Genomic DNA, 21,611 nt, shown 5'->3' on the forward strand with positions numbered 1-21,611 from the left:
ACCTTTTAAAATATATTTGCTTTAATCTAATCTAAAGGCCTATTTTCAGGTATTTTCCACCGAATGGGCTTCAATACTAAAGGCTTTCTTTGATGAAGTTTATCGTATCCAGTACATATTTACTAAAACAACTACAGGTTTTGGGAGGAGTTATCAACAACAGTAACACCTTGCCTATTCTAGATAATTTTTTGTTTGATTTAGACAATACAAAGCTGATCGTTTCAGCTTCTGATTTGGAAACAACCATGAGCACCGTGCTCGAAGTGGATTCCGACTCGATAGGTACTATTGCAGTTCCAGCGCGTTTGTTGTTGGATACCTTAAAAACATTTCCAGAACAACCTTTGACTTTTGTTGTAGAGGATAATAATACAGTAGAGATCAGTTCCAACCACGGTAAATACGCCTTGGCCTATGCCGATGGCGCTGAGTTTCCCAAAGCAGTGGAAGTTTCCAATCCGAGCTCCACTACCCTTTTGGGCGATATTTTGGCAACAGCCATCAACAAAACCATTTTTGCCGCAGGAAACGATGATCTTCGCCCCGTAATGAGTGGCGTATTTTTCCAGTTTTCACCTGAGAATTTGACTTTTGTGGCTACCGACGCACACAAATTGGTAAAATACCAACGTCAGGATGTAACAGCTTCACAGGTGGCAGAATTCATTATGCCGAAAAAACCATTGACCCTTTTAAAAGGGATTTTAGCTGGTTCTGAATCTGAAGTGACCATTGAGTACAACGATAGTAACGCTAAATTTAGCTTTGACAATACCGAATTGATTTGTCGTTTGATTGATGGGAAATATCCTAACTATGAAGCGGTAATTCCAAAGGAGAACCCGAATAAATTGACTATTTCAAGAAACCAATTCTTGAGTTCGGTACGTAGGGTTTCTATTTTCTCGAATAAGACCACACATCAAATCCGTCTTAAAATTGCGGGTGCAGAGTTGAATATTTCTGCCGAGGATGTGGATTACAGCAACAAGGCCGAGGAAAGATTATCTTGCTCCTACCAAGGTGATGATATGCAGATTGGTTTCAACTCACGATTTTTGGTGGAGATGCTGAACAATTTAACTTCAGATGATGTTTCTTTGGAAATGAGCTTACCAAACAGAGCTGGTATCTTAACCCCAATTGATGGTTTGGACGAGGGTGAAAACGTGACCATGTTGGTGATGCCAGTAATGCTTAACAATTAAATAACTACTCAACCATACTTAAAAAGCCGAAACAATTGTTTCGGCTTTTTTTTAGTTTATAAATCTAATGGTCATAAAATTTGAAGGAGATTCCCCATTTGAAGCTCTTACGGCATTCACAATCGGTAAAACAAATCCCAATATTCCTGTGGCAATAAGCCCCAATATGCCTAATCCTAGTAATAAAATTGCTGGAATACTTACGATGATGTAAAGTATCAGGCTCAATTGAAAGTTGATAATCGACTTTCCATGTTCATCCATTCCTTCAACTCGATCTTTAGATGACAACCAAATAATCAAAGGAACAATTAGGCTTCCAAAGCCTATAGCGTAACCCAATAATTGGGTCAAGTGCGTGATGGCAAGCAACGTATTGTCCGTTCTAACCACTTTTTCATTAATAACTTCCATTTTTGATTGATTTTGATGATTCATCTTATTAGTATACAAATTGCCAAAAATGTTACATACAGCGCCGAATTTGTACTTTTGTGCCCATGTCGCATACAGATAACATTGTAGCCTTAGCAACGGCTTCAGGAACAGGTGCCATTGCAGTGATTCGGGTTTCGGGTCCAGATGCCATTTCCATTACGGATTCCGTTTTTAAATCCATTAAGGGCAAAAGTCTATCGAAGCAAAAGAGCCATACCATTCATTTGGGGAATATTGTGGATGAGTCCAAAATATTGGACGAAGCTTTGGTTTCCATTTTTAAAGGCCCTCATTCGTATACAGGCGAAAATGTTGCTGAAATTTCTTGTCATGGCTCCCCATTTATCCAACAGCAAATTATTCAATTGTTGTTGCGTAGTGGATGCAGAAATGCATCCGCTGGGGAATTTACCCTAAGAGCTTTTTTGAACGGCAAAATGGATTTGAGTCAGGCGGAAGCCGTGGCCGATTTGATTGCCAGTGACAGTGAAGCGGCGCATGATATTGCCATGCAACAAATGCGCGGTGGGTTTAGTAACGAAATTCAAAAATTGCGCGAAGAGCTATTAAATTTTGCCTCATTAATTGAGTTGGAATTGGATTTTTCAGAAGAAGATGTGGAATTTGCGGACCGTACCCAATTCAATGAACTGCTTTCTAGAATCAGTGAGGTCTTAAAAAAATTGATTGATTCATTTGCACTTGGAAATGTAATCAAACATGGGATTCCTGTAGCTATTGTTGGGCAACCTAATGTTGGAAAATCCACCCTTTTGAATGTACTTTTAAATGAAGAAAGGGCTATTGTAAGTGAAATTGCGGGAACAACTCGTGATACTGTGGAAGATCATATCAGCATTAAAGGAATCAATTTTCGATTTATTGACACTGCTGGAATTCGTGAAACTGAAGATGTGGTGGAGAAAATCGGAATTGAACGAACTTTCGATAAAATTGAAAAGGCCCGACTTATTATTTACCTATTCGACGGGATGGATTTTGATATCAATGAACTAAAACAAATTCAAACACGGTATCCGAATAAGCAATTGCTACCCATTTGCAACAAAATGGATTTGCTCAACAATTCTCAAATTGAGAAAATTAAACAGGAGATTCCAAATGTGCTCTTTTTGTCAGCTAAATTCAAAACAGGTATTTCCGAACTGGAAACAAAGCTTTTATCCCTTGTAGATTCAGGTGCATTGAGTGGTGATAGCACCATTATTACCAATAGTCGACATTACGATGCTTTGTTGAAAGCACTCGAAGAAATTCAAAAGGTGAAAGAGGGGATGGATATGGAGCTTTCCAGCGATTTAATGGCCATTGATATTCGACAAGCCCTATTTCACTTGGGTGAAATTACTGGAAGTGTGACCACAGATGATTTATTGGGGAATATTTTTGCCAATTTCTGCATCGGAAAGTAAAACTATATCCAACACAAAAATTGGCAATTTGTCTTAATTACTTTGTGAATTCGTAAGTACCTGAACTCAATTCAAATACCTCAACTTCAATACCGTTTCGTTCTTCCGTGCCTTTATAAGAAACACCCTCCATTGAAATTGATTTTCCATCCACATCCATAGGCAAATAGAGCGTTGCTTTGGTATTGGCAGGTACGGTAGCATTATAAGAGGTCATGTTTCCAGAACCATCAGAGGTCCAACTACTGTAAATTTTACCGTAATTGGAATCATAACTTCCAGTTAAAGCTTCAAACGAACCAGCTACTTGGGGTTGAAGCACAAAATCCTTGTATCCCGCTTGCCCATTTATATGGTCCGTGGTAATTCCTAATTGGAATTCGTACATCCATTGTCCAACAGCACCCAAAGCAAAGTGATTGAAAGAATTCATACGGTTTTCGTTGTTTTCCTTAAAAGCTGCTTTAAATCCATTCCAACGCTCCCAAATAGATGTTGCCCCTTTTGTAACTGGATACAACCAGGATGTATAATCCGTACTGGAAAATAATTTGTAGGCTTCATCCACTTTTCCACCTCTACTAAGTGAGGGCAAAATATTTGGTGTTCCAGAAAATCCTGTGGTTATGGTGTAGGGCAAGAAATCTTCTGTAACCTGTTCACTGTTCATTCCAAAGCCACCCAACGGACCTTGTCTCCCTGGATAGACCACACGTGTACCATCTGCCGTTGTATTACTGGTTGATGGTTGAGCAACCAATCCTGCCAATAATGCTTCCGCTTTGGGTTTGTTTTCATCGCTGAACACATTAAAATTAAGTGGTGTGGCATAGGAAGATTGTGAATGCACAATAAAGCCTTGTAGATTTTTTGTTCTTCCTGAATCAGGATCAACAAACAATTGGTTCCATTCCTCCTTGGCCAATTGGTGACGATCTTTGAGTGTGTTGGCATATTCAGCTTCCCCGATGGCATCTGCCATTATTGCTGTAACCTCCATCATATAAATGTAGATGGCATTGTTCACCAATTCTGGAGGTGTATTGTTATCCATGGCCAACCAATCGGCAAGTCCAGTGGTTTTAGAGGATAGATGTGGGAATTCTTCACTAAAATCGTAATAATCCATACCCTCCAACCATTGGCGCATGGTTTCCATATTTTCCTCAATCACTTTAGTGTCGCCGTACTGCACATACAATTGCCAAGGCACCATGCAAACGGCTGCTGCCCAAGTGGTTCCATCGGCAAAAGTGGTGTCGTCGGACATGTTGTAAGTTGGAACCGTACTGCCAATTCCCCCAGCTGCTTCGGTATCGCTTCCTACCCCTTGATCATCTCGCAGAGCTACCATCCATTGCCTGAAAAAATTATAGGTATCAGAATTATAAGTCCCCGTTCTGGTATAAGCTTGTGCATCTCCTGTCCAACCCATACGCTCATTTCGCTGAGGACAGTCGGTTGGTAAAGTGAAGAAATTACCCAATTGACTGCGCTGAATATTTTTAAAGAGTTGATTCGCCAATTCTCCGGTAGTTTCATCTGTTGTAGAGGCCACATAGGTTCCAGATGGCAACTTATCTGAAGAAAGTGAAAGTCCTACTACATTTTCCAAAGGCAATGCCCCTACATGGCTTGGCAAGGTTACCTGAACGTACTGGTATCCCCTAAAGGTTGTTCTTGGTTGAATTGTAGCTTGCCCCTCTCCTTTTGCAATGTAAAAGTCGGTAGCCATGGCTGCTCGATAGTTTTCTGTTAGAATGCGACCAGCTACTCCCTTTCCAGTGTCGTAACCATACATGTCGATATATTGTTGTTCGTCTCCGTCCAATCCGGGATACAATTGTTCTCCATATCTCAAAACAACCGTATCACCTTTTTTGAGCCATCCCTCGGGCACAGTGATGGAAGGGACCCCAACCATGTTTACACCCATGTTGTACGTATAGGTGGTCTCATCTTCACTGTGTATTTCCATTACTTCCTTGGCCTTTAACTGCTCAACCACCCTCACTGGACGATCATAGCGGGAAACAATATCAAAATCTATCCACTCTCTGGGTTTCACCACCTCGGCCTCTGTCCATTTTGAATCATCATAAGCGGTGGTGGACCACCCCAACACATTACCCTCTACGGCTATGTTTTCTTCTTTAAGCGCATTGTAGCGTTCTCCTTGGAAAAAGCTTCCATATTCCACAGGTCCCTCGGTGAATATTTTCCATGATTCTGGATTGGACACAACAGTTTGTTCGCTACCATCATCAAAAGTGATGACCAATTTGGTCAACAAGCCCTCTGTATCTCCAAAAAAGTTGAAGTTATTGGGAGTGTAGGTCATATAACCGGTGTACCAACCTGGAAAAATCAATGATCCAATGGTGTTTTCTCCCGTGGTGATGTTTTCGGTAACATCGTAGGCAAAATACCCTAATGTTTCGCGAAACTGTGTAGCTCCTGGAGCAAACCAGTCCTCTCCTATTCTTTCTCCATTAATGTACACTTCATTGGAACCCATTGAAGTCACATACAATTTTGCCTTGGCAATGTTTTTGTCTTCAGTAGTAAAATTAGATCTCAACATCGTGGCAGAACCGAAACTTGGATCTGCGTAGTCTATCATAGTTTCATCAGAGGTATTACTCACTTCGATACTGCCATCAGGTTGAACTGTCACCCCCTCAAAACTTTCAAAAAGAGCATAGGTTGCTCCTGTTTCCTTTCCAAAAACCAAATTATTTTCTGGATTGCTTTTACCAGCATTTGAAATTTTGTATTCTTTAAAGATGGCTTTACTACCGGGTTCAGAAGCAAAACCAATAGAATTAATATGGGGATACGTTAAATAGTTACCACCTCCATCGGTGCCAGTAACATTGAATCCATAATTTCTAAATTGAGGTGGTATGGGATTATTGGGATCTTCTGGCTCCAAAAGCAAAGTCTCTCCATTGATTTTAATCAGAATATTACTAGCACTGACATTGATTTTAAAATTGTTGGCGCTAGATCTATTGGCCGAAGCAAGCAACTGATTGATATTACTCCCAGGGTAGTTCACCTTAGAAATCGTCATATATGGAGTATCCGCTGAATCCTCTTTGGAGAACCCGACGCGATACAAATGGATGGCTGCTCCTTTGGCAGTTCCTACACCAGAAACATCAATTTGAATGCGTAAATAGTTTTCTCCCTCCGCATTGTTGATGTTTTGGAATTTATCGTTGAACCTGAAATCATTAGCTCCAATAATCAAAGATGCCGTATTCCCCTCCACAATTTGAATGTCGGTTTCCAGATCAAAAAGTATGGCCGAAGCGGCATCCAATGTCAATGCATTGGTTCCTATAAATTGAGCTCCATCCCAAGCTGCTAAATCAGGATTCATTAAACCCGTTTCAAAACTTGAACTTTTGGTGTAGCTCTTGCCATCCACATCCCAAACGGTCAATTGCCATTCGTAAGCCGTTTCTGCTTCCAAATCATCACCTTGGTATCCTATGTTATTGGACAAACCACTTGCTACTTTTCCACTATCCCAAACAGCTGTTCCGTCTTCTTTAGCAACTTTAATTTGATAAGCAGTTTGTTCCTGTCCTGTTTTTTCTGACTTCATTTGCCAACCAAAAAGAGGGTTTTTATCCTCGATTGCCAATGGTTCTTCTGCATAACCTACTCTTAAATTGATAATTTCAGTGTCTGTAGAACCGCAAGAAGTCACTATTAACAACCCTAAGCAACAAAGGGAAGTGAATACTTTGGAAAGTAATTTCATGGTGTGAAGTTTGTTTAGTTATGTGTGCAAGGCTGCTTTTTGAGTTCAAAAAATTCAAATTCTCAAAAAAATAAAGCATCCGCTATCTTGCTAAGATAGTTGAATATACCATCCGTTCCATTCTGTACTGTTCTGATAAATGTATCAGAAAATCAAGCCCTAAAGTGAGTTTCGCTGAATCACATAAAATGGATTATCCGAATAAATGGGTTGGTTGTTCAATACAATTTCTGCAGCCTTTTTACCCAAGTTTTCAAAATCGGTGGAGATCACCGTAATACCATCCAAAAGCACCTCCTTTAGGGGAGTCTCATTATAAGATATGATGCCGACATCTTTACCCAGCTCGTACTCTGTTTGCTTTATCTTTTTGATCAAGGTTACCAGATCGTTCTCCTTAAGATTGATATAGACCGTTTCGGGTTCAATCTTACTAGATTCAATTTCTTCAATAATGCCAAAATCGTAAGCGTATTGACCACAGAACTTAATGAAACCTTTTTTAATTTCAAGAGGATGATACGTTTTTTGACGAAGTAAAAGTTTGATCTTGCTATACTTTCTGAGCTTGGAATTCAATTCAACCAAAGCAGAATAAATATCTTTCTCAAAATCTTGATAGATGCAGGAAACCTGTTTGGAAAGTCCATCCAATCGTTTGTCCAAAACAATCAGCTTTTCCAAAGGAATTTCCTCTTTTATAAAATTTAGCACATCATCCCCACCCTCTTCAAAATGGCTGATCACCACATAATGGGTATAGGTATAGGATCGCTTTTTGGAGTCCATGATCAACTCCTTAAAATGCCTATAATTGTTTTCGTAGATAAAGAAATCGATGGTCGCATTATCGCCCAACGATTTTGCAAAGGCATCATAAATAATTTTTTTGTGCGGGCTCAATTTATTGAACAACAAAAACACTTTTGCTTTTAGTGCCAATTGATCCTGCTTAATGTAGTAGCCCTTTCCCGGAACCGAAACAATGATCTTGTTCTTCTTTAAATGATCATATGCCCGAACAACGGTATCTCGAGAAATATCAAATTCAATCAAAAGTTCGTTCACAGAGGGCAACCTGTCATCCAATTTGATCTTACCATTTTCTATGGCGGCCAATATGGAATCGACAATTTGCTTGTATTTGGGTACTTTAGATTCTTCTTTTATGTCTATCAATCGGAGCATTTTACTAATTTAAAGGATAGTTTTGCCTAACAGTGCAGAACACTTAATAGAAATTGCGTAACTACATTTACCAACAATAATATAAAAAATTACCTGATGGGGATTAAAACTTTTAAACACGTGGATTATCTATGGGACGAACAAAAGGCCTTGGAACTTGGCGACGACCAAGTGGCCCTCTTCCTATATAGGTCCAATATTTTGGGCTCCGATTTAAGGATTACGAACTATGGTGGTGGAAACACCAGTTGTAAGACCATAGAAAAAGACCCGCTTACCAATGAAGACGTTGAAGTCATGTGGATCAAAGGATCAGGAGGCGACATAGGAACCCTAACCCGATCAGGAATTGCAGGTTTGTATACCGAACGCTTACGGAATTTAAAGAAAGTCTATAAAGGATTGCATGATGAAGACAGAATGGTTGGACTTTTCAACCATTGTATTTATGATTTGGACAGTCGCGCCCCATCAATCGACACACCATTGCACGGATTGCTTCCTTTTAAACACATAGATCACTTACACCCAGATGCACTTATTGCCGTTGCTGCCGCAAAAGATAGCGAGCAAGTAACCAAAGAAATTTGGGGAGACACTATGGGCTGGGTGCCATGGCAAAGACCAGGTTTTGACCTAGGTCTTCAATTGGAAAAATGCTTGAACGACAATCCCGGAATTCGCGGTATTGTTTTGGGTAGCCACGGTCTATTCACTTGGGGAGATACATCTTTTGAGTGTTACATCAATAGTTTGGAGGTAATTGAAATGGCATCTGACTATATTGAGAAAAAAATAAAGGAGAAAGGCAGTGTTTTTGGCGGGCAAAAAGTTCAGTCTTTACCTGCTGATGAAAGAAAAGAAAAAGCAGCACAATTAATGCCTTTGCTTCGTGGTCTTTGTTCCTCAGAAAACAGAATGATCGGACATTTCACTGATTCCGATGTGGTGATGGAATACATCAACAGCAACGATTTGGAGAAATTGGCTCCAATGGGAACTTCCTGTCCCGATCACTTTCTACGAACCAAGATTCAACCGTTGGTATTGCAATTAAGCCCAGATCAAGATTTGAGCGATGCAGATGAAGTTTTAAAACAACTGAATCCAGCATTTGAGCAATACCGAAACGAATACAAGGAATATTACGAGAACTGCAAACGTGACAACAGTCCAGCAATGAGAGATCCTAACCCGGTCATCATCATTTATCCTGGGGTTGGAATGTTCAGTTTCTCCAAGAACAAGCAGACCACCCGTGTGGCGAGTGAATTCTACATCAACGCTATCAACGTAATGCGCGGTGCAGAAGCTATTACAGAATATACTTCTTTACCTAGACAAGAGGCTTTTGATATTGAGTATTGGTTGTTGGAAGAAGCGAAATTGCAGCGTATGCCTAAAGAAAAACCATTATCCAGAAAGGTTGCTTTAGTAACTGGTGCTGGTGGTGGAATTGGTAAAGCTATTGCAGATAAATTGGCAGAACACGGTGCCAATGTAGTTTTGACCGACATTGCGGAAGACCGATTGAAAGAAGCTGTTGGAACTTACGCAAGAGACGTTGCCAGCTATGCAGTTTGCGATGTCACCAGTTCAGAATCCATTGCAGAAGCTTATAAATCGGCATGTCTTGAATTTGGAGGCGTGGATTTGGTAATTCACAGTGCTGGATTGGCCATTTCAAAACCATTGGAAGAAACTACCGAGAAAGATTGGGATTTACTACAAAATGTATTGGTAAAAGGTCAGTTTGAGCTCTTCAAGCAAGGTGTTGATATCATGAACAAACAAGATTTGGGAGGTGACATCATCAGTATTGCAAGTAAGAACGGATTAGTATCTGGACCAAACAATGTAGGATATGGAACAGCTAAAGCTGCTCAACAGCATATGGTTCGACTACTTGCGGCCGAACTAGGCGGAAAAGGAATCCGCGTGAATACCGTTAACCCTGATGGAGTGATTGTAGGAAGCAAGATCTGGGAGGGCGAATGGGCCGAAGGTCGCGCCAAAGCCTATGGTATTTCTGTGGAAGAACTTCCCGCACACTACGCCAAAAGAAATCTACTCAACCAAATAATTTATCCAGAAGATATTGCCAATGGTGTATTTGCCTTTGTTGGCCTATTGGATAAAAGTACTGGTAACATTATTAATGTTGACGGAGGAATGGCCAACGCCTTCGTACGATAATTAAGAGTTGGTAAAGTTTAGTTAAATTCAGGGAGCCGCAGGCCATCCATGGTCTGCGGTTTTTAAAGATTAGACCATCCTATGATCATTGATAAGGAAAACATAGCATCACACAATCAAAATAATTTAGATCAGCATAATTTACGGTTCGATTTCACGGCAAATTCCCTCATTCAAAAAGGGGTTGATGTGGATACCATCATTAAAAAAGTGAGCGACTTTCAAGTTGCTATTCCCAGTTGGGCCTTGGGTGCTGGAGGTACACGATTTGGTCGATTCTCTTATTATGGAGAACCAGGAACCTTAGAACAAAAAATTGAAGATGTTGGATTGATCCATGCGTTGACCCAATCAGCGGGTGCCATTTCATTGCACATTCCTTGGGATGTGCCAGAAGATGCTGAAAAAATAAAGTCACTTACAAAATCGTTGGGGCTTCAGTTTGATGCGATGAACTCCAACACCTTTCAAGATCAACCCAACCAAGAACACTCCTATAAATATGGTTCGCTATGCAGCACGGACGATAATGCCCGTCAACAAGCAATTCAACACAATATTGATGTCATTAAATTGGGAGAGCAATTAGGCTCCAAAAGCTTGACCGTTTGGTTGGCCGATGGGTCCAGTTTTCCAGGACAGAACAATTTTCAAACCGTATTAAAAAATACACAGGACAGTTTAAAGCAGATTTACGCAGAGCTTCCTGAAGATTGGAAACTCTTTATCGAATACAAACCTTACGAGCCTTATTTCTACAGTACGGTGATCCAAGATTGGGGCACTTCTTTTATGTTGGCCAACGAATGTGGACCAAAAGCCTACACTTTGGTGGATTTGGGGCATCATTTACCCAATACCAACATTGAGCAGATTGTAGCCACTTTGATGCTAAAAGGTAAATTGGGTGGTTTCCATTTTAATGATAGTAAGTACGGAGACGACGACCTTACCGTAGGCAGCATTAAACCCTATTCCCTATTCTTGATTTTTAATGAGTTGGTGTATGGAATGGAAAACAATCCGCAAAACCCTTACCCAGCTTGGATGATAGATGCAAGTCACAACCTTAAGGATCCAATGGAGGATCTGATGCAATCCTTGGAAGCTATTAATTCAGCATACGCAAAAGCATTGTTGGTAGACCAAAAAGCACTTCGCGAAGCGCAACGTAATCATGACGTTACTTTGTGCCAAGAGATTTTACAAGAAGCCTACCTTACCGATGTACGTCCGTTGTTGGAAAAAGCAAGAGTCTTAAACGGAGGAGCTATAAATCCATTGCAAACCTATCGTCAAATGGATGTTAGAAACAAATTGGTAGACGAACGAGGCAAACATTCAATGGCTACAGGACTATAATCGAATTGTAATGGGGAAAGATGTAATTGCGGTTTTTGATATCGGAAAGACCAATAAAAAGTTTTTTCTTTTTGATAAGGACTTTAAAGAAGTCCATCGGGATTACACCTTTTTGGAACCCATTGTTGATGAAGACGATCATCCTACTGAAAATTTGACCGAACTACAAAATTGGATAAAGTCAACCTTTCATAACATCCTTACATCTAAAACCTATTATGTAACTGCCGTAAATTTTTCATCCTACGGGGCAAGCTTTGTGCATTTGGACGACATGGGCAATGTGGTGACTCCATTGTACAACTACACCAAGCCCATCAAAGAAGAGGTCATCGACCAATTTTATGAAAAATATGGTCCTGAAATCACATTTAGCAGGGAAACAGGGACTACAAAAGAGGGCATGCTCAACTCTGGTATTCAACTCTATTGGTTGAAACATGAAAAACCCGAGCTGTTTTCAAAAATTAAATGCTCCCTGCATTTACCACAATATCTAAGCTATTTGTTTACTGGAATTCAAGTGAGTGAGTATACCAGCATAGGTTGTCACACCGCACTTTGGAATTACGAGAAACAAGATTACCACGATTGGGTGTATCAAGAGGACATCCATAAAATCTTGCCTCCCATTGTTGATACGGGAACGAGCATCAACACCAAACTCATGGGGCACAAACTTAAAATTGGCGTTGGAATTCATGACAGTTCCTCTGCACTATTGCCCTACATTAGAAGTATTGATAAAAAATTCTTGCTGCTCTCCACAGGAACTTGGAGCATTGCCTTAAATCCGTTTTCCAAAGAACTTTTGACACAAGAGGATACTGCTTCCAATTGTATCAACTACATGCGAATCAATGGGGAACCCGTAAAAGCCGCACGCTTGTTTTTGGGGAACGAATACAATGAAAAAATAAAGGAATTGGCCCTACTTTTTAGGGTTTCCGAAGACCATCATAAATCTGTGTCTTTCGACCCAGTGCTTTATCAAAATCTACAGGGCAATTTCAAGCATAAGTTCCGATGGACAAGTCTAGACGTTCAAAGTCCAGATGACCTTGCTCCTATGGAATTTGTAAACTATGAAGAAGCCTACCACCAATTGATGATGGAATTGGTAGAACTTCAAATTGAAAGCATTCAAAGAGCTATAGGTTCAGACAAAATAAAGCAATTGTACATTGATGGCGGATTTACCAACAATCAAATTTTCGTGGAATTGTTGGCTCGAGGGTTCAAGAATATGAAAGTAAAAACTACCGACGCTTCTTTGGGTTCTGCCCTTGGAGCAGCGATTGTTATTTCCGATATTGAATTGGACCAAAAATTTCTAAAAAATAACTATGCCCTAAAAAAGCACAGACCTTTAATTATAAACTAATATGGCCCTAAGTTTTGATACCCGATACCCTTCCGTAGATGACCTAAGGGATAAAGCACAAAAACGCATCCCTCGTTTTGCTTTTGAATATTTGGATGGCGGATGTAACGAAGACATCAACCTACACCGAAATACATCAGAACTCAGGGAGATTACCCTAAAACCTAGGTACATTAAAGATTTTAAGGGTTCTACGCTCAAAACCACCCTTTTTGGACATGAGTACGATGCCCCTTTTGGGGTTGCACCAGTGGGATTGCAAGGATTGATGTGGCCCAATTCGCCAGAAATTTTGGCAAAAGCCGCCCATAAGCACAATCTTCCTTTTATCCTGAGTACCGTAACCACTATGGATATTGAAAGAGCCAGTGAATTAACTGAGGGCAAAGCATGGTTTCAGCTGTACAATCCTGCTGAAGATGCTGTTAGATTTGACATTATTGACCGAGCAGCGGCTGCAGATTGCCCTGTTTTGGTCTTACTGTGTGATGTTCCCACCTTCGGGTACCGTCCACGGGATTTTAAAAACGGATTGGCACTTCCTCCTAAAATGACGCTAAACAATATTCTTCAAATTTTGGGCAAACCCAATTGGGCCATTCAAACCCTAAAACACGGGATTCCCACTTTTGAAACGCTAAGACCATATACCCCAGAGGGACTCAATCTAAAACAGTTGGGAAAATTCATGGATAAAACCTTTTCGGGTCGATTGAACGAAGAGCGTATCAAACCTATCCGCGATAGATGGAAAGGCAAATTGGTATTGAAAGGCGTAGCATCCGAAGAAGATACCGAACAAGCCATTAGATTGGGCTTTGATGGCATTATTGTTTCCAACCACGGAGGAAGACAATTGGATGCGGGTGAATCTACCGTTGCTCCATTAAGTCGAATTGCCGCCAAATACAAGGACCAAATTACCGTAATGATGGACAGTGGTATGCGCTCTGGACCAGATATGGCCCGAGCATTGGCATCAGGCGCTGAATTCACCTTTATGGGACGTTCTTTTATGTACGGAGCGGCTGCCATGGGCAAAAAAGGTGGTGATCACACCATGACCATTTTAAAAGTGCAACTACAACAAATTATGGATCAATTGTGTTGCGAGAATATCGAAGACTTGCATCAACATTTGATCACCTAACAAACTACAAACGCACAAGCACATTAACTTAACAAACCAAACTACATGAGCCAATATAATATTGAAGAGGAAATCGAAGAAATCGCAGGTGGTGAATTCGAGAGAGAACCAGTACCATCATCCAAATTAAAATCTTGGAAAAGTTTTTTGGGGATGTATGCTGGTGAACATGCAGCAGGTACCGAATTTGTAATTGGCCCCCTATTTTTAACCACTGGTGTTAGTGCTTTCGATTTGATCATTGGATTACTTCTAGGGAATTTATTGGCTGTATTGAGTTGGCGTTTTCTAACCGCTGAGATTGCCGTAAAATACCGTTTAACCCTTTACTATCAATTGGAAAAAATAGTGGGTAAAAAATTGGTCATCGGTTACAACTTGGCCAATGGTATTTTGTTTTGTTTCCTAGCTGGGGCGATGATAACCGTATCTGCCACTGCGGTGGGTATACCTTTTAATATGGAAATGCCTAAACTAACGGATACCATGCCTAATGGAATCACTTGGATTGTGATTGTACTGGCAATTGGAGCGGTGATTTCCATTATTGCGGCCAAAGGTTATGAGACCGTTTCCAAAGCTGCCAATTTTATGGCACCTATAATTGTTCTGGCATTCTTGGCAAGTGGCATTGTGGCTTTGCGAGATTTGGACGTTCACAGCTTTTCTGATTTTTGGAACATTTGGGGTGAAGGAAGCGAGCCTTTTCCTGGTCAAATAAAATATACGTTTTGGCATGTGGCGATTTGGTCATGGTTTGCCAATGCAGCCATGCACGTAGGGATGTCCGATCTGTCCGTTTTCAGGTTTGCAAAAAAAGCTAGTTCTGGTTGGACCACTGCTGCTGGAATGTATGTTGGTCATTACATGGCTTGGATTGCTGCAGCTTTGTTATACGCAGTTTATTTAAAATCACCAGAGGCACAGGCTACATTGGCAAGTGGAAGCGCCCCTACGGTTGCTCCAGGACCGTTGGCCTATAATGCATTGGGAATTTTTGGTGCCATTGCTGTGGTTTTAGCTGGATGGACCACTGCAAACCCAACTATTTATAGGGCAGGATTGGCTTTTCAGGCGATTATTCCTAAAACATCGACTTTTTGGGTGACCATTATCGCGGGAAGTGTTGCTACTTTGGCGGGATTATTTCCTGCATTTGCCATGAAATTATTGGATTTTGTTGCCCTTTACGGCTTTATTTTGGCTCCAATGGGTGCTATCATCGTCTTTGAACATTTCTATGGTAAAAAGGCCAATATCATTATAGATTATGCTGAAAAAATGAATGTAAAGTTCAATCGAGCTGTTTTTTGGGCTTGGGCCATCAGTTTTGGACTTTGCTATTTTGTGTCCATAACCTTCGATGTGTTCTTGTCGTTTATGACGCTACCTGCTTGGTTGTTATGCGGTGGATTGTTTTTGTTGTTATCAAAAAAGCAAGCCAAAGCAGTTTAAAATTTAAAAGGTGAAATATTCTTTTACCTTTCATACATTATTCATAACAAACAGCACATTTTTTAACTGAAAACCAAAGCTTTGTAATCAAATAATTGCTATACTTGTAAGTAACACTCCCATACTAGCATGCGTTTTAGCGAATTACCAAAGCAGCCCAGTATTCTTGTTTCCTACTGGAACGTAGGAAAATTACTTTTTGGTGCCCTTTTACTTTTTATTGTTGAGACCTACGTTTACTATATTTTTTTTCAAAGAGCATTGGTTAGCAATTCGCTTGTGTTAATTGTTTTTTGGTTTGGCTCTGTTTTATTTGCCTTTACACATATTTTTTTGGTATTGATGGATATTTGGTCTCGAATTCAAAATTACAAGCGATTTAAAGACCATCTTTTCGACCATGGTTTCTCTCCTAAAATTGCCGATTATTATAAGGGTAGTAAATGTCAACGTATGGCATTATCTACAGCTGCAAAGGAATTGGGTATGGAGGATAAAATGCAAAATCATTTTGCTAAATCTGGGATCAAATGGTATCATTTTATACCTCAATTTATGATTCAAGACCCGTTATTTCTTTTTAGAAAACATTTTTGGTCCAGAACTTTTTTAGAGAAATATTACAAACCCAAATACCAATATCGAATCGCCCAAAAATCAAATACCACCAATGTTAAAGGCTACCCAGTTAAGCAAAACCTATAAATCTGGGAAGGCCTTGGACAACGCCTCCATTCATTTAAATTCAGGTCAAATAAGCGGACTTTTGGGGCGCAATGGTGCAGGAAAAACCACCCTTTTTAAAATTTTATGTGGTTTAATTACACCCGATGCAGGGAAGGTTTCCATAGCATCAAAAAAACAGAAACCCATTGGTGCAGTTATTGAAGAACCTGGATTGTATACCTATTTGAATGCTTATGACAACCTCAAGGTTTTTTCTCAAATACAAGGCGCCCCTACGGACATAACCACTTTGGAAAATTGCCTAAAAGAAGTAGGTCTTCCTTTAAACCGTAAAGACCCTGTTCGTAATTTTTCCATGGGTATGAAACAACGATTGGGAATTGCCATTGCTTTGCTCAACAACCCAGATATTTTAATTCTAGATGAACCTTTTTCTGGACTAGACCCCACTGGAGTAGCTTCTTTGAGCAAGCTTATCAAACAATTGGCCAATAGAAAAATTGCGATTTTACTTTCTTCGCATCTTATGGCGGAATTGCACAAAGTATGTGATGATTTGTACATTATTGACAACGGCAAAATCATCAATCAAGGACTTACTCAAGATATTATAGACAGCCAAGTGACAATTTATACCATCACAGGTAAAAACATTGAAAATTCAGATTTTATTCAATCCTATATAGTTCAAAAAGAGAAAAATAAAGTTACTATTAAATGCGACAGTGAAGCCATCTCGGAAATTCTAAAAAGCTTATTGGATGATCGATTTAAAGTGACCTCTTGCGTGCCCAACATTACCTTGGAACAACTATTAAATCCAGTTTCCAAATGATGTTACCGCTATTAAAAACTGAGCTTTTTAAGCTATTTCGAGAAAGTAAAACTTGGTATGCCATTGCCGCGGTACTCTTGATTGAACTGATCATTTTGGTGGCTGCTTATTATCAGGGAGCGGAAATTTTAGATTTACTTCTTGAAAACCTTCAGCAGTCATTTTATTTTGAAGGAAATCTGTTGAATGGTAATCTGCTTTTATACATCGTTTTAAATTCCCTTTGGTTTAACCTGCCCCTTATATTAATGATTGTGAGTTCCTCTTTGATTACTGATGAATACAAAAATGGAACATTAAAAACATTGATGCTCCAAGCGGTAGACAAACGCAAACTCATCTTAGCTAAATTCATAGCTTCCTTGATTTTCACAGTACTGATGCTTTTGTTGCTCATGATCACCACCTTTGTTTTGGCTTATGGCATATTTGGCACTGGTGATTTAGTCGTGTATTTGGGTACCCTTAATTTTTTTCCATCAGAAGAGGCATTCAAACGCATATGCTTTGCATTTGCTTCTGGGACCATAAGTATGATATTTTTTACCACGGTAAGTATCACTTTGGGAATTTTTCTAAAAGAATCTGCCAAAACATGGATTGCTTCTGCTTTCTTTCTTATTTTGAGTTCGTTACTTTTAAAAGCCAAATTTGGATTGGGAGCAGTAGAAAGCTACTTCTTTCCAAAACTCACCAATTCGTGGCAGCGTTTTTTTGATTATGAAGTGGATGTTTCGTCCATTTTGTTGGATAATTCAGTACTGGGCATATACATTATACTTGTTGTCCTTATTGGGACATATTATTTTAAAAAACAGGATGTAGGATGAAAAAATTGTTTGGATTGTTTTTTTTCATTTTTGGACTCACCTGTATTTCTGCTCAGGAGATAGATAGTGATTTACTTAAAATTAAATCGCGAATGGATGCCATTAATGAGTTTTCAGCAGAATTGCAGCTCGACCTCGATGCCGCATTTATCAATATGCCCACCAAGTACGCATCCATGCATTACACCAAGGGAAAGGACACCAAATTCTCAAGTGATGATTTTGTGGTTTTGCCCAAGCGAGGATTGGATTTTGCCTTCTCCGAACTGTTCGAACATCCGTTTATTACGGTTGATAGAGGTATTGAAACCAAAAACAACAAACAGGTAAAGGTCCTTAATGTTATCCCTACCGATAACAAATCAGATATGGCATTGGCCACTTTATATCTCGATGTGAAAAATGAACGCATTGCGGCATCCGAAATTACCACAAAGAAAAACGGCACCTATGCGCTGGAAATGGAATACCCTGATTTAGAGGCAATACTTCCGAACCAAGTCCAAGTATCATTTGCAATTGAAAAATTAAAAATCCCACTAAATTTTATGGGAAGTGATACGGATATAGACCGCAAAACCATGCGACAAATGGATACCAAAACAGGAAAAATCACGCTATTGATCAGCAATTATATAATAAACTAAAGGAGTTTATAACTAATTCAGTTCAAATGCAATCGTTATAATTCAACAACTAACAAACTACCATTATGAAACGATTTTATCTGCTTTTTTTCTTGATTTCCACCTTTATAAATACACAAAAGGCCCCAGAATTAGAATATGTATGTGAACTGCAAGTTGTTTTGGAACCCGCCATGATCGTAGGAGAAACAGCCCTGGGCACCCGTAGAATTATTCCAATCGTCGGTGGAACAGTAGAAGGTCCAAAAATAAAAGGAACCATTTTAAAAGGAGGATCAGATTGGCAAACCCTAAGACCCGATGGTGTAACCGATTTAGAAGCACATTATCAATTTAAAACCGATGATGGGGAAATCATATATATTAAAAACACAGGAGTGAGAGCAACTTCACCCGAGGTAGCCAAACTTTTGGCCGAGGGCAAGGAAGTTGGTTCCGACCAATACTATTTTAGGGCCATCCCCAAATTTGAAGCAGATAAAAATGGTAAATATGGCTGGCTCAACGATGCTATTTATATTTGTACAGGAGAACGCTTACCTAATGCAGTATCAATTAAAGTCTGGAAAGTACTCTAAATCTAATTCGAAAAATAAAACTTAAATCACATTAGCAGCTAATATGAACTTTAAAACAATCCTTTCCTTAGTCTTGTGCAGTTTTTTCGCATGGCAATTGAGTGCCCAAATGCCAAAAGTTTATGCTGTTGGAGCCATGAAAGATATGGGAAGCACCTATGATCTCAACATGGATTTGGATACAATTTCCACGAAAAAGCACTTATACGGTATGGGTCCTTATGATAAAATGAAAGGGGAAATTACCGTTGTGGATGGTAAGCCCTATTATGCTTCCGCATTTGTCGATGGAGCATATGTAGTTGATAAGAACTGGAACATAAAATCGCCATTTTTTGTTTACTCCAATGTTGGTTCTTGGGAAGTTTATACCATTGAAGGGGATTTTAATAGTGTACAAAATATTCAAGAGGCAGTTGCTAAAATGGCCAAAGCAAATGGATATGATTTAGAACAACCCTTCGCTTTTAAAATTAAAGGTGAATTTGATGCTCTATCAGCTCATATTGTAACTCCTCGCCTACCCGAGGTGGAAGGTTACAGAGATGGCATTAAATCTCAAAAGTTTTCTTTTGAAGACACCAAAGGAGAATTTATCGGCTTTTATTCGGAACATCATCAAGGGGTTTTTACCCATATGGACGGTTTTGTCCATGTTCATTTTTTGATGAAAGACAAGTCGTTTATGGGACATTTGGATGAAATTACTACCAAAGGCAAAACCTTCAAATTGTACCTGCCTAAAAAATAGGAATTCCTAGTTTTTCTTTGTGTTGAACCAATAGCTCAATCCAACGGACCAATAGAATGTATTCTCAAGTTCTTCCTTAAAAGTTTCGGTTTCCGTGGTTAGCGTAGCACTGGTTTGCGGAAATGCCCAAGATGGAGTAAAGGAAACTATAAACTGGTCAAAATGATATTGAAACGGAAGACTCAATTCTATATTCAGCACATTGAATTCAGCGGCTTCTGAAATTTGCACGGAGGTCACTTCAGTTCCCGAATCCGTTGTTCCACCCTGACCATTGCCTTGTCCACTTCCACTACTCTTTCGGTTTCCGAATCTACTTGTGGAATAATACGCTTCATAAAAATATTGAGAACCTGCATACACTGAAACTCGTGGAGCAATAATCAAGTGTTGATTCAAAGCATAAAAACTTCTATCCAAAATAGCTCCCAAAAACAAATCGGGAGAACTGTTCTTATTAAAATAAGAGCTGACATACAGTGACAATTCCAATAATTTAAAGTCGTAACTCAGCAGTCCAGTTATATCGGCAACCACTTCAGATTGGACATTATAACTTTCTTCATTGTAAAAGTAAGCCGTAGCTGAGATTCCACCACTCCATGGATCAGATTCAAATAAATAACCACTGGTCAAGTACACTAAGTCCACGCGTTGGTCCCCTGAACTCCTGAGATAGGAAACCGTGGCATCTCCAAAAAAACCAGATTTGTCATAATATCCAATAGAGGGTAAAAGGTAAGGAGCAGCAATGGAGTCGCGCCTACCCATAAATACTGCGTCGTTCATAAAACTAACATCTAGCAACAGATAGGAATCTTCAGGATCGGACTTATCCTTTTCAGTCTTTTGGGCAATAATACTTGTAGTGACCAATAGTAAACCTATGAGTAAAAAACGTTTCATGTTTTTTTATTCTAAAAGTGAAGTAAAGGGCCATACCCCAACCCCATGCGGTACGGCCCTTTTTAATCCCAAACAATCACATGATTTGACCGCTTTTCTTTTTTAAAGAAGTCTTATTGATTGCCTTTTTTGATTTCATGTTTTTCATGGACTTCATGTTTTTTTGCAACATCATTTTACGGTGTTGGTACATGTTGGTGAATTTCTCACCAGCCAAGTTCAAACATTCACCATCTGCTAATCTCAACTGTTGACGGTTTTGGGTCATGTAGCTTCCATCAGGGTCAATGGTTCCTCCATTCGCCAATTCAAGGCGTTGTTGCAACCTGTTTTGAGACTGTGTACTAATCTGATACACTTCCCCATCAATCATCATTAATTGATACCTGTTTTGATTACGCTGTTGAATTTGGGCATTGGTCAATCCTTTATCGGATTGTTGCAATTTATACCGATACTGATACTCGTTTCGGTACATTATTCCATCGTTGTCCAAACACTCTCCATCTTTCAATCTTAATCTGTCACGATCTCTTGTAAAATAAACTCCATTGGGGTTAACCACCGTTCCATCGTTTAAGGTTATGGGGTCTTGCAAACGAATTTGGTCTCGATCGCGAATTTGAAGAACATCGCCATCAACCAACATTAAACGGTCTCGGTCTTGATCGGGATCTTGGACTCTGTCCCTATCCCTGTCTTGTGCCATAAGTGTCACTGTTCCCAGAACAACGAACACCAGCATTAAAATCTTTTTCATGGTACTCGCTTTAAAAAATTAAAGG

General features: G+C 39.6%; 18 protein-coding genes. 13 read left to right on the top strand and 5 right to left on the bottom strand.

From position 1 onward, the window contains the following. The first annotated feature begins 92 nt into the window (after positions 1-92). On the top strand, positions 93-1,211 hold the full coding sequence (gene dnaN / locus BLQ18_RS13415) for a DNA polymerase III subunit beta (RefSeq protein WP_090297288.1): 1,119 nt from the start codon (positions 93-95) through the stop codon (positions 1,209-1,211). 51 nt (positions 1,212-1,262) lie between these two features. Here dnaN and BLQ18_RS13420 read toward each other — a convergent pair whose 3' ends face one another. Next, the gene (locus tag BLQ18_RS13420) at positions 1,263-1,625 is read right to left on the bottom strand and encodes a DUF4870 domain-containing protein (protein ID WP_090297644.1); all 363 of its coding nucleotides are present in this window, start codon (positions 1,623-1,625) and stop codon (positions 1,263-1,265) included. Between the two features lie 86 nt (positions 1,626-1,711). Here BLQ18_RS13420 and mnmE point away from each other — a divergent pair, with 86 nt between their 5' ends. Continuing rightward, the gene (gene mnmE, locus BLQ18_RS13425; RefSeq protein ID WP_090297293.1) at positions 1,712-3,082 is read left to right on the top strand and encodes a tRNA uridine-5-carboxymethylaminomethyl(34) synthesis GTPase MnmE; all 1,371 of its coding nucleotides are present in this window, start codon (positions 1,712-1,714) and stop codon (positions 3,080-3,082) included. A 37-nt stretch (positions 3,083-3,119) separates the two neighbouring features. Here the strand turns inward: mnmE and BLQ18_RS13430 are convergent, their stop codons facing one another. Beyond that, positions 3,120-6,857, bottom strand: coding sequence for a family 78 glycoside hydrolase catalytic domain (locus BLQ18_RS13430; protein WP_090297297.1), 3,738 nt, complete (start codon positions 6,855-6,857; stop codon positions 3,120-3,122). Between the two features lie 159 nt (positions 6,858-7,016). Next, positions 7,017-8,045 (bottom strand): GntR family transcriptional regulator, encoded by a 1,029-nt coding sequence (locus BLQ18_RS13435; RefSeq protein ID WP_090297300.1) that lies wholly within the window; start codon positions 8,043-8,045, stop codon positions 7,017-7,019. Positions 8,046-8,141: 96 nt separating this feature from the next. Between BLQ18_RS13435 and BLQ18_RS13440 the strand changes: the two genes are divergently transcribed. From BLQ18_RS13440 to BLQ18_RS13490, 11 genes are all read left to right on the top strand, one after another. Next, complete coding sequence (locus BLQ18_RS13440) at positions 8,142-10,241, top strand: bifunctional aldolase/short-chain dehydrogenase (RefSeq protein ID WP_090297303.1); 2,100 nt, start codon at positions 8,142-8,144, stop codon at positions 10,239-10,241. Between the two features lie 81 nt (positions 10,242-10,322). After that, entirely contained in the window at positions 10,323-11,603 is a 1,281-nt protein-coding gene (locus tag BLQ18_RS13445) for a sugar isomerase (protein WP_090297308.1), read from the top strand. Between the two features lie 10 nt (positions 11,604-11,613). After that, a complete protein-coding gene (locus BLQ18_RS13450) occupies positions 11,614-12,987 on the top strand; it encodes an FGGY-family carbohydrate kinase (RefSeq protein WP_090297312.1) in 1,374 nt (457 codons plus the stop codon). A gap of 1 nt (position 12,988) precedes the next feature. After that, positions 12,989-14,137 (top strand): alpha-hydroxy acid oxidase, encoded by a 1,149-nt coding sequence (locus tag BLQ18_RS13455; RefSeq protein ID WP_090297316.1) that lies wholly within the window; start codon positions 12,989-12,991, stop codon positions 14,135-14,137. Positions 14,138-14,182: 45 nt separating this feature from the next. Then, complete coding sequence (locus tag BLQ18_RS13460) at positions 14,183-15,592, top strand: purine-cytosine permease family protein (protein WP_090297320.1); 1,410 nt, start codon at positions 14,183-14,185, stop codon at positions 15,590-15,592. A gap of 453 nt (positions 15,593-16,045) precedes the next feature. Then, positions 16,046-16,297, top strand: coding sequence for a hypothetical protein (locus tag BLQ18_RS17110; protein ID WP_245668124.1), 252 nt, complete (start codon positions 16,046-16,048; stop codon positions 16,295-16,297). Beyond that, on the top strand, positions 16,263-17,114 hold the full coding sequence (locus tag BLQ18_RS13470) for an ABC transporter ATP-binding protein (protein WP_090297324.1): 852 nt from the start codon (positions 16,263-16,265) through the stop codon (positions 17,112-17,114). Before BLQ18_RS17110 ends, BLQ18_RS13470 begins: the two co-directional genes overlap by 35 nt. Next, the gene (locus tag BLQ18_RS13475; protein WP_090297328.1) at positions 17,111-17,944 is read left to right on the top strand and encodes an ABC transporter permease; all 834 of its coding nucleotides are present in this window, start codon (positions 17,111-17,113) and stop codon (positions 17,942-17,944) included. The genes BLQ18_RS13470 and BLQ18_RS13475 overlap by 4 nt, the downstream gene beginning before the upstream one ends. Beyond that, on the top strand, positions 17,941-18,591 hold the full coding sequence (locus BLQ18_RS13480) for a hypothetical protein (RefSeq protein ID WP_090297333.1): 651 nt from the start codon (positions 17,941-17,943) through the stop codon (positions 18,589-18,591). The genes BLQ18_RS13475 and BLQ18_RS13480 overlap by 4 nt, the downstream gene beginning before the upstream one ends. Positions 18,592-18,656: 65 nt before the next feature. After that, the gene (locus BLQ18_RS13485) at positions 18,657-19,169 is read left to right on the top strand and encodes a DUF3237 domain-containing protein (RefSeq protein WP_090297337.1); all 513 of its coding nucleotides are present in this window, start codon (positions 18,657-18,659) and stop codon (positions 19,167-19,169) included. A gap of 109 nt (positions 19,170-19,278) precedes the next feature. Then, on the top strand, positions 19,279-19,920 hold the full coding sequence (locus tag BLQ18_RS13490; protein ID WP_175443764.1) for an acetolactate decarboxylase: 642 nt from the start codon (positions 19,279-19,281) through the stop codon (positions 19,918-19,920). Between the two features lie 6 nt (positions 19,921-19,926). Here BLQ18_RS13490 and BLQ18_RS13495 read toward each other — a convergent pair whose 3' ends face one another. Continuing rightward, on the bottom strand, positions 19,927-20,826 hold the full coding sequence (locus tag BLQ18_RS13495; RefSeq protein WP_090297345.1) for a hypothetical protein: 900 nt from the start codon (positions 20,824-20,826) through the stop codon (positions 19,927-19,929). A 76-nt stretch (positions 20,827-20,902) separates the two neighbouring features. Beyond that, positions 20,903-21,586 (bottom strand): DUF6799 domain-containing protein, encoded by a 684-nt coding sequence (locus tag BLQ18_RS13500; RefSeq protein WP_090297349.1) that lies wholly within the window; start codon positions 21,584-21,586, stop codon positions 20,903-20,905. Positions 21,587-21,611: the final 25 nt, after the last annotated feature.

The sequence above is a fragment of the Flagellimonas zhangzhouensis genome, from assembly GCF_900102925.1.
GTDB classification, from domain to species: domain Bacteria; phylum Bacteroidota; class Bacteroidia; order Flavobacteriales; family Flavobacteriaceae; genus Flagellimonas; species Flagellimonas zhangzhouensis.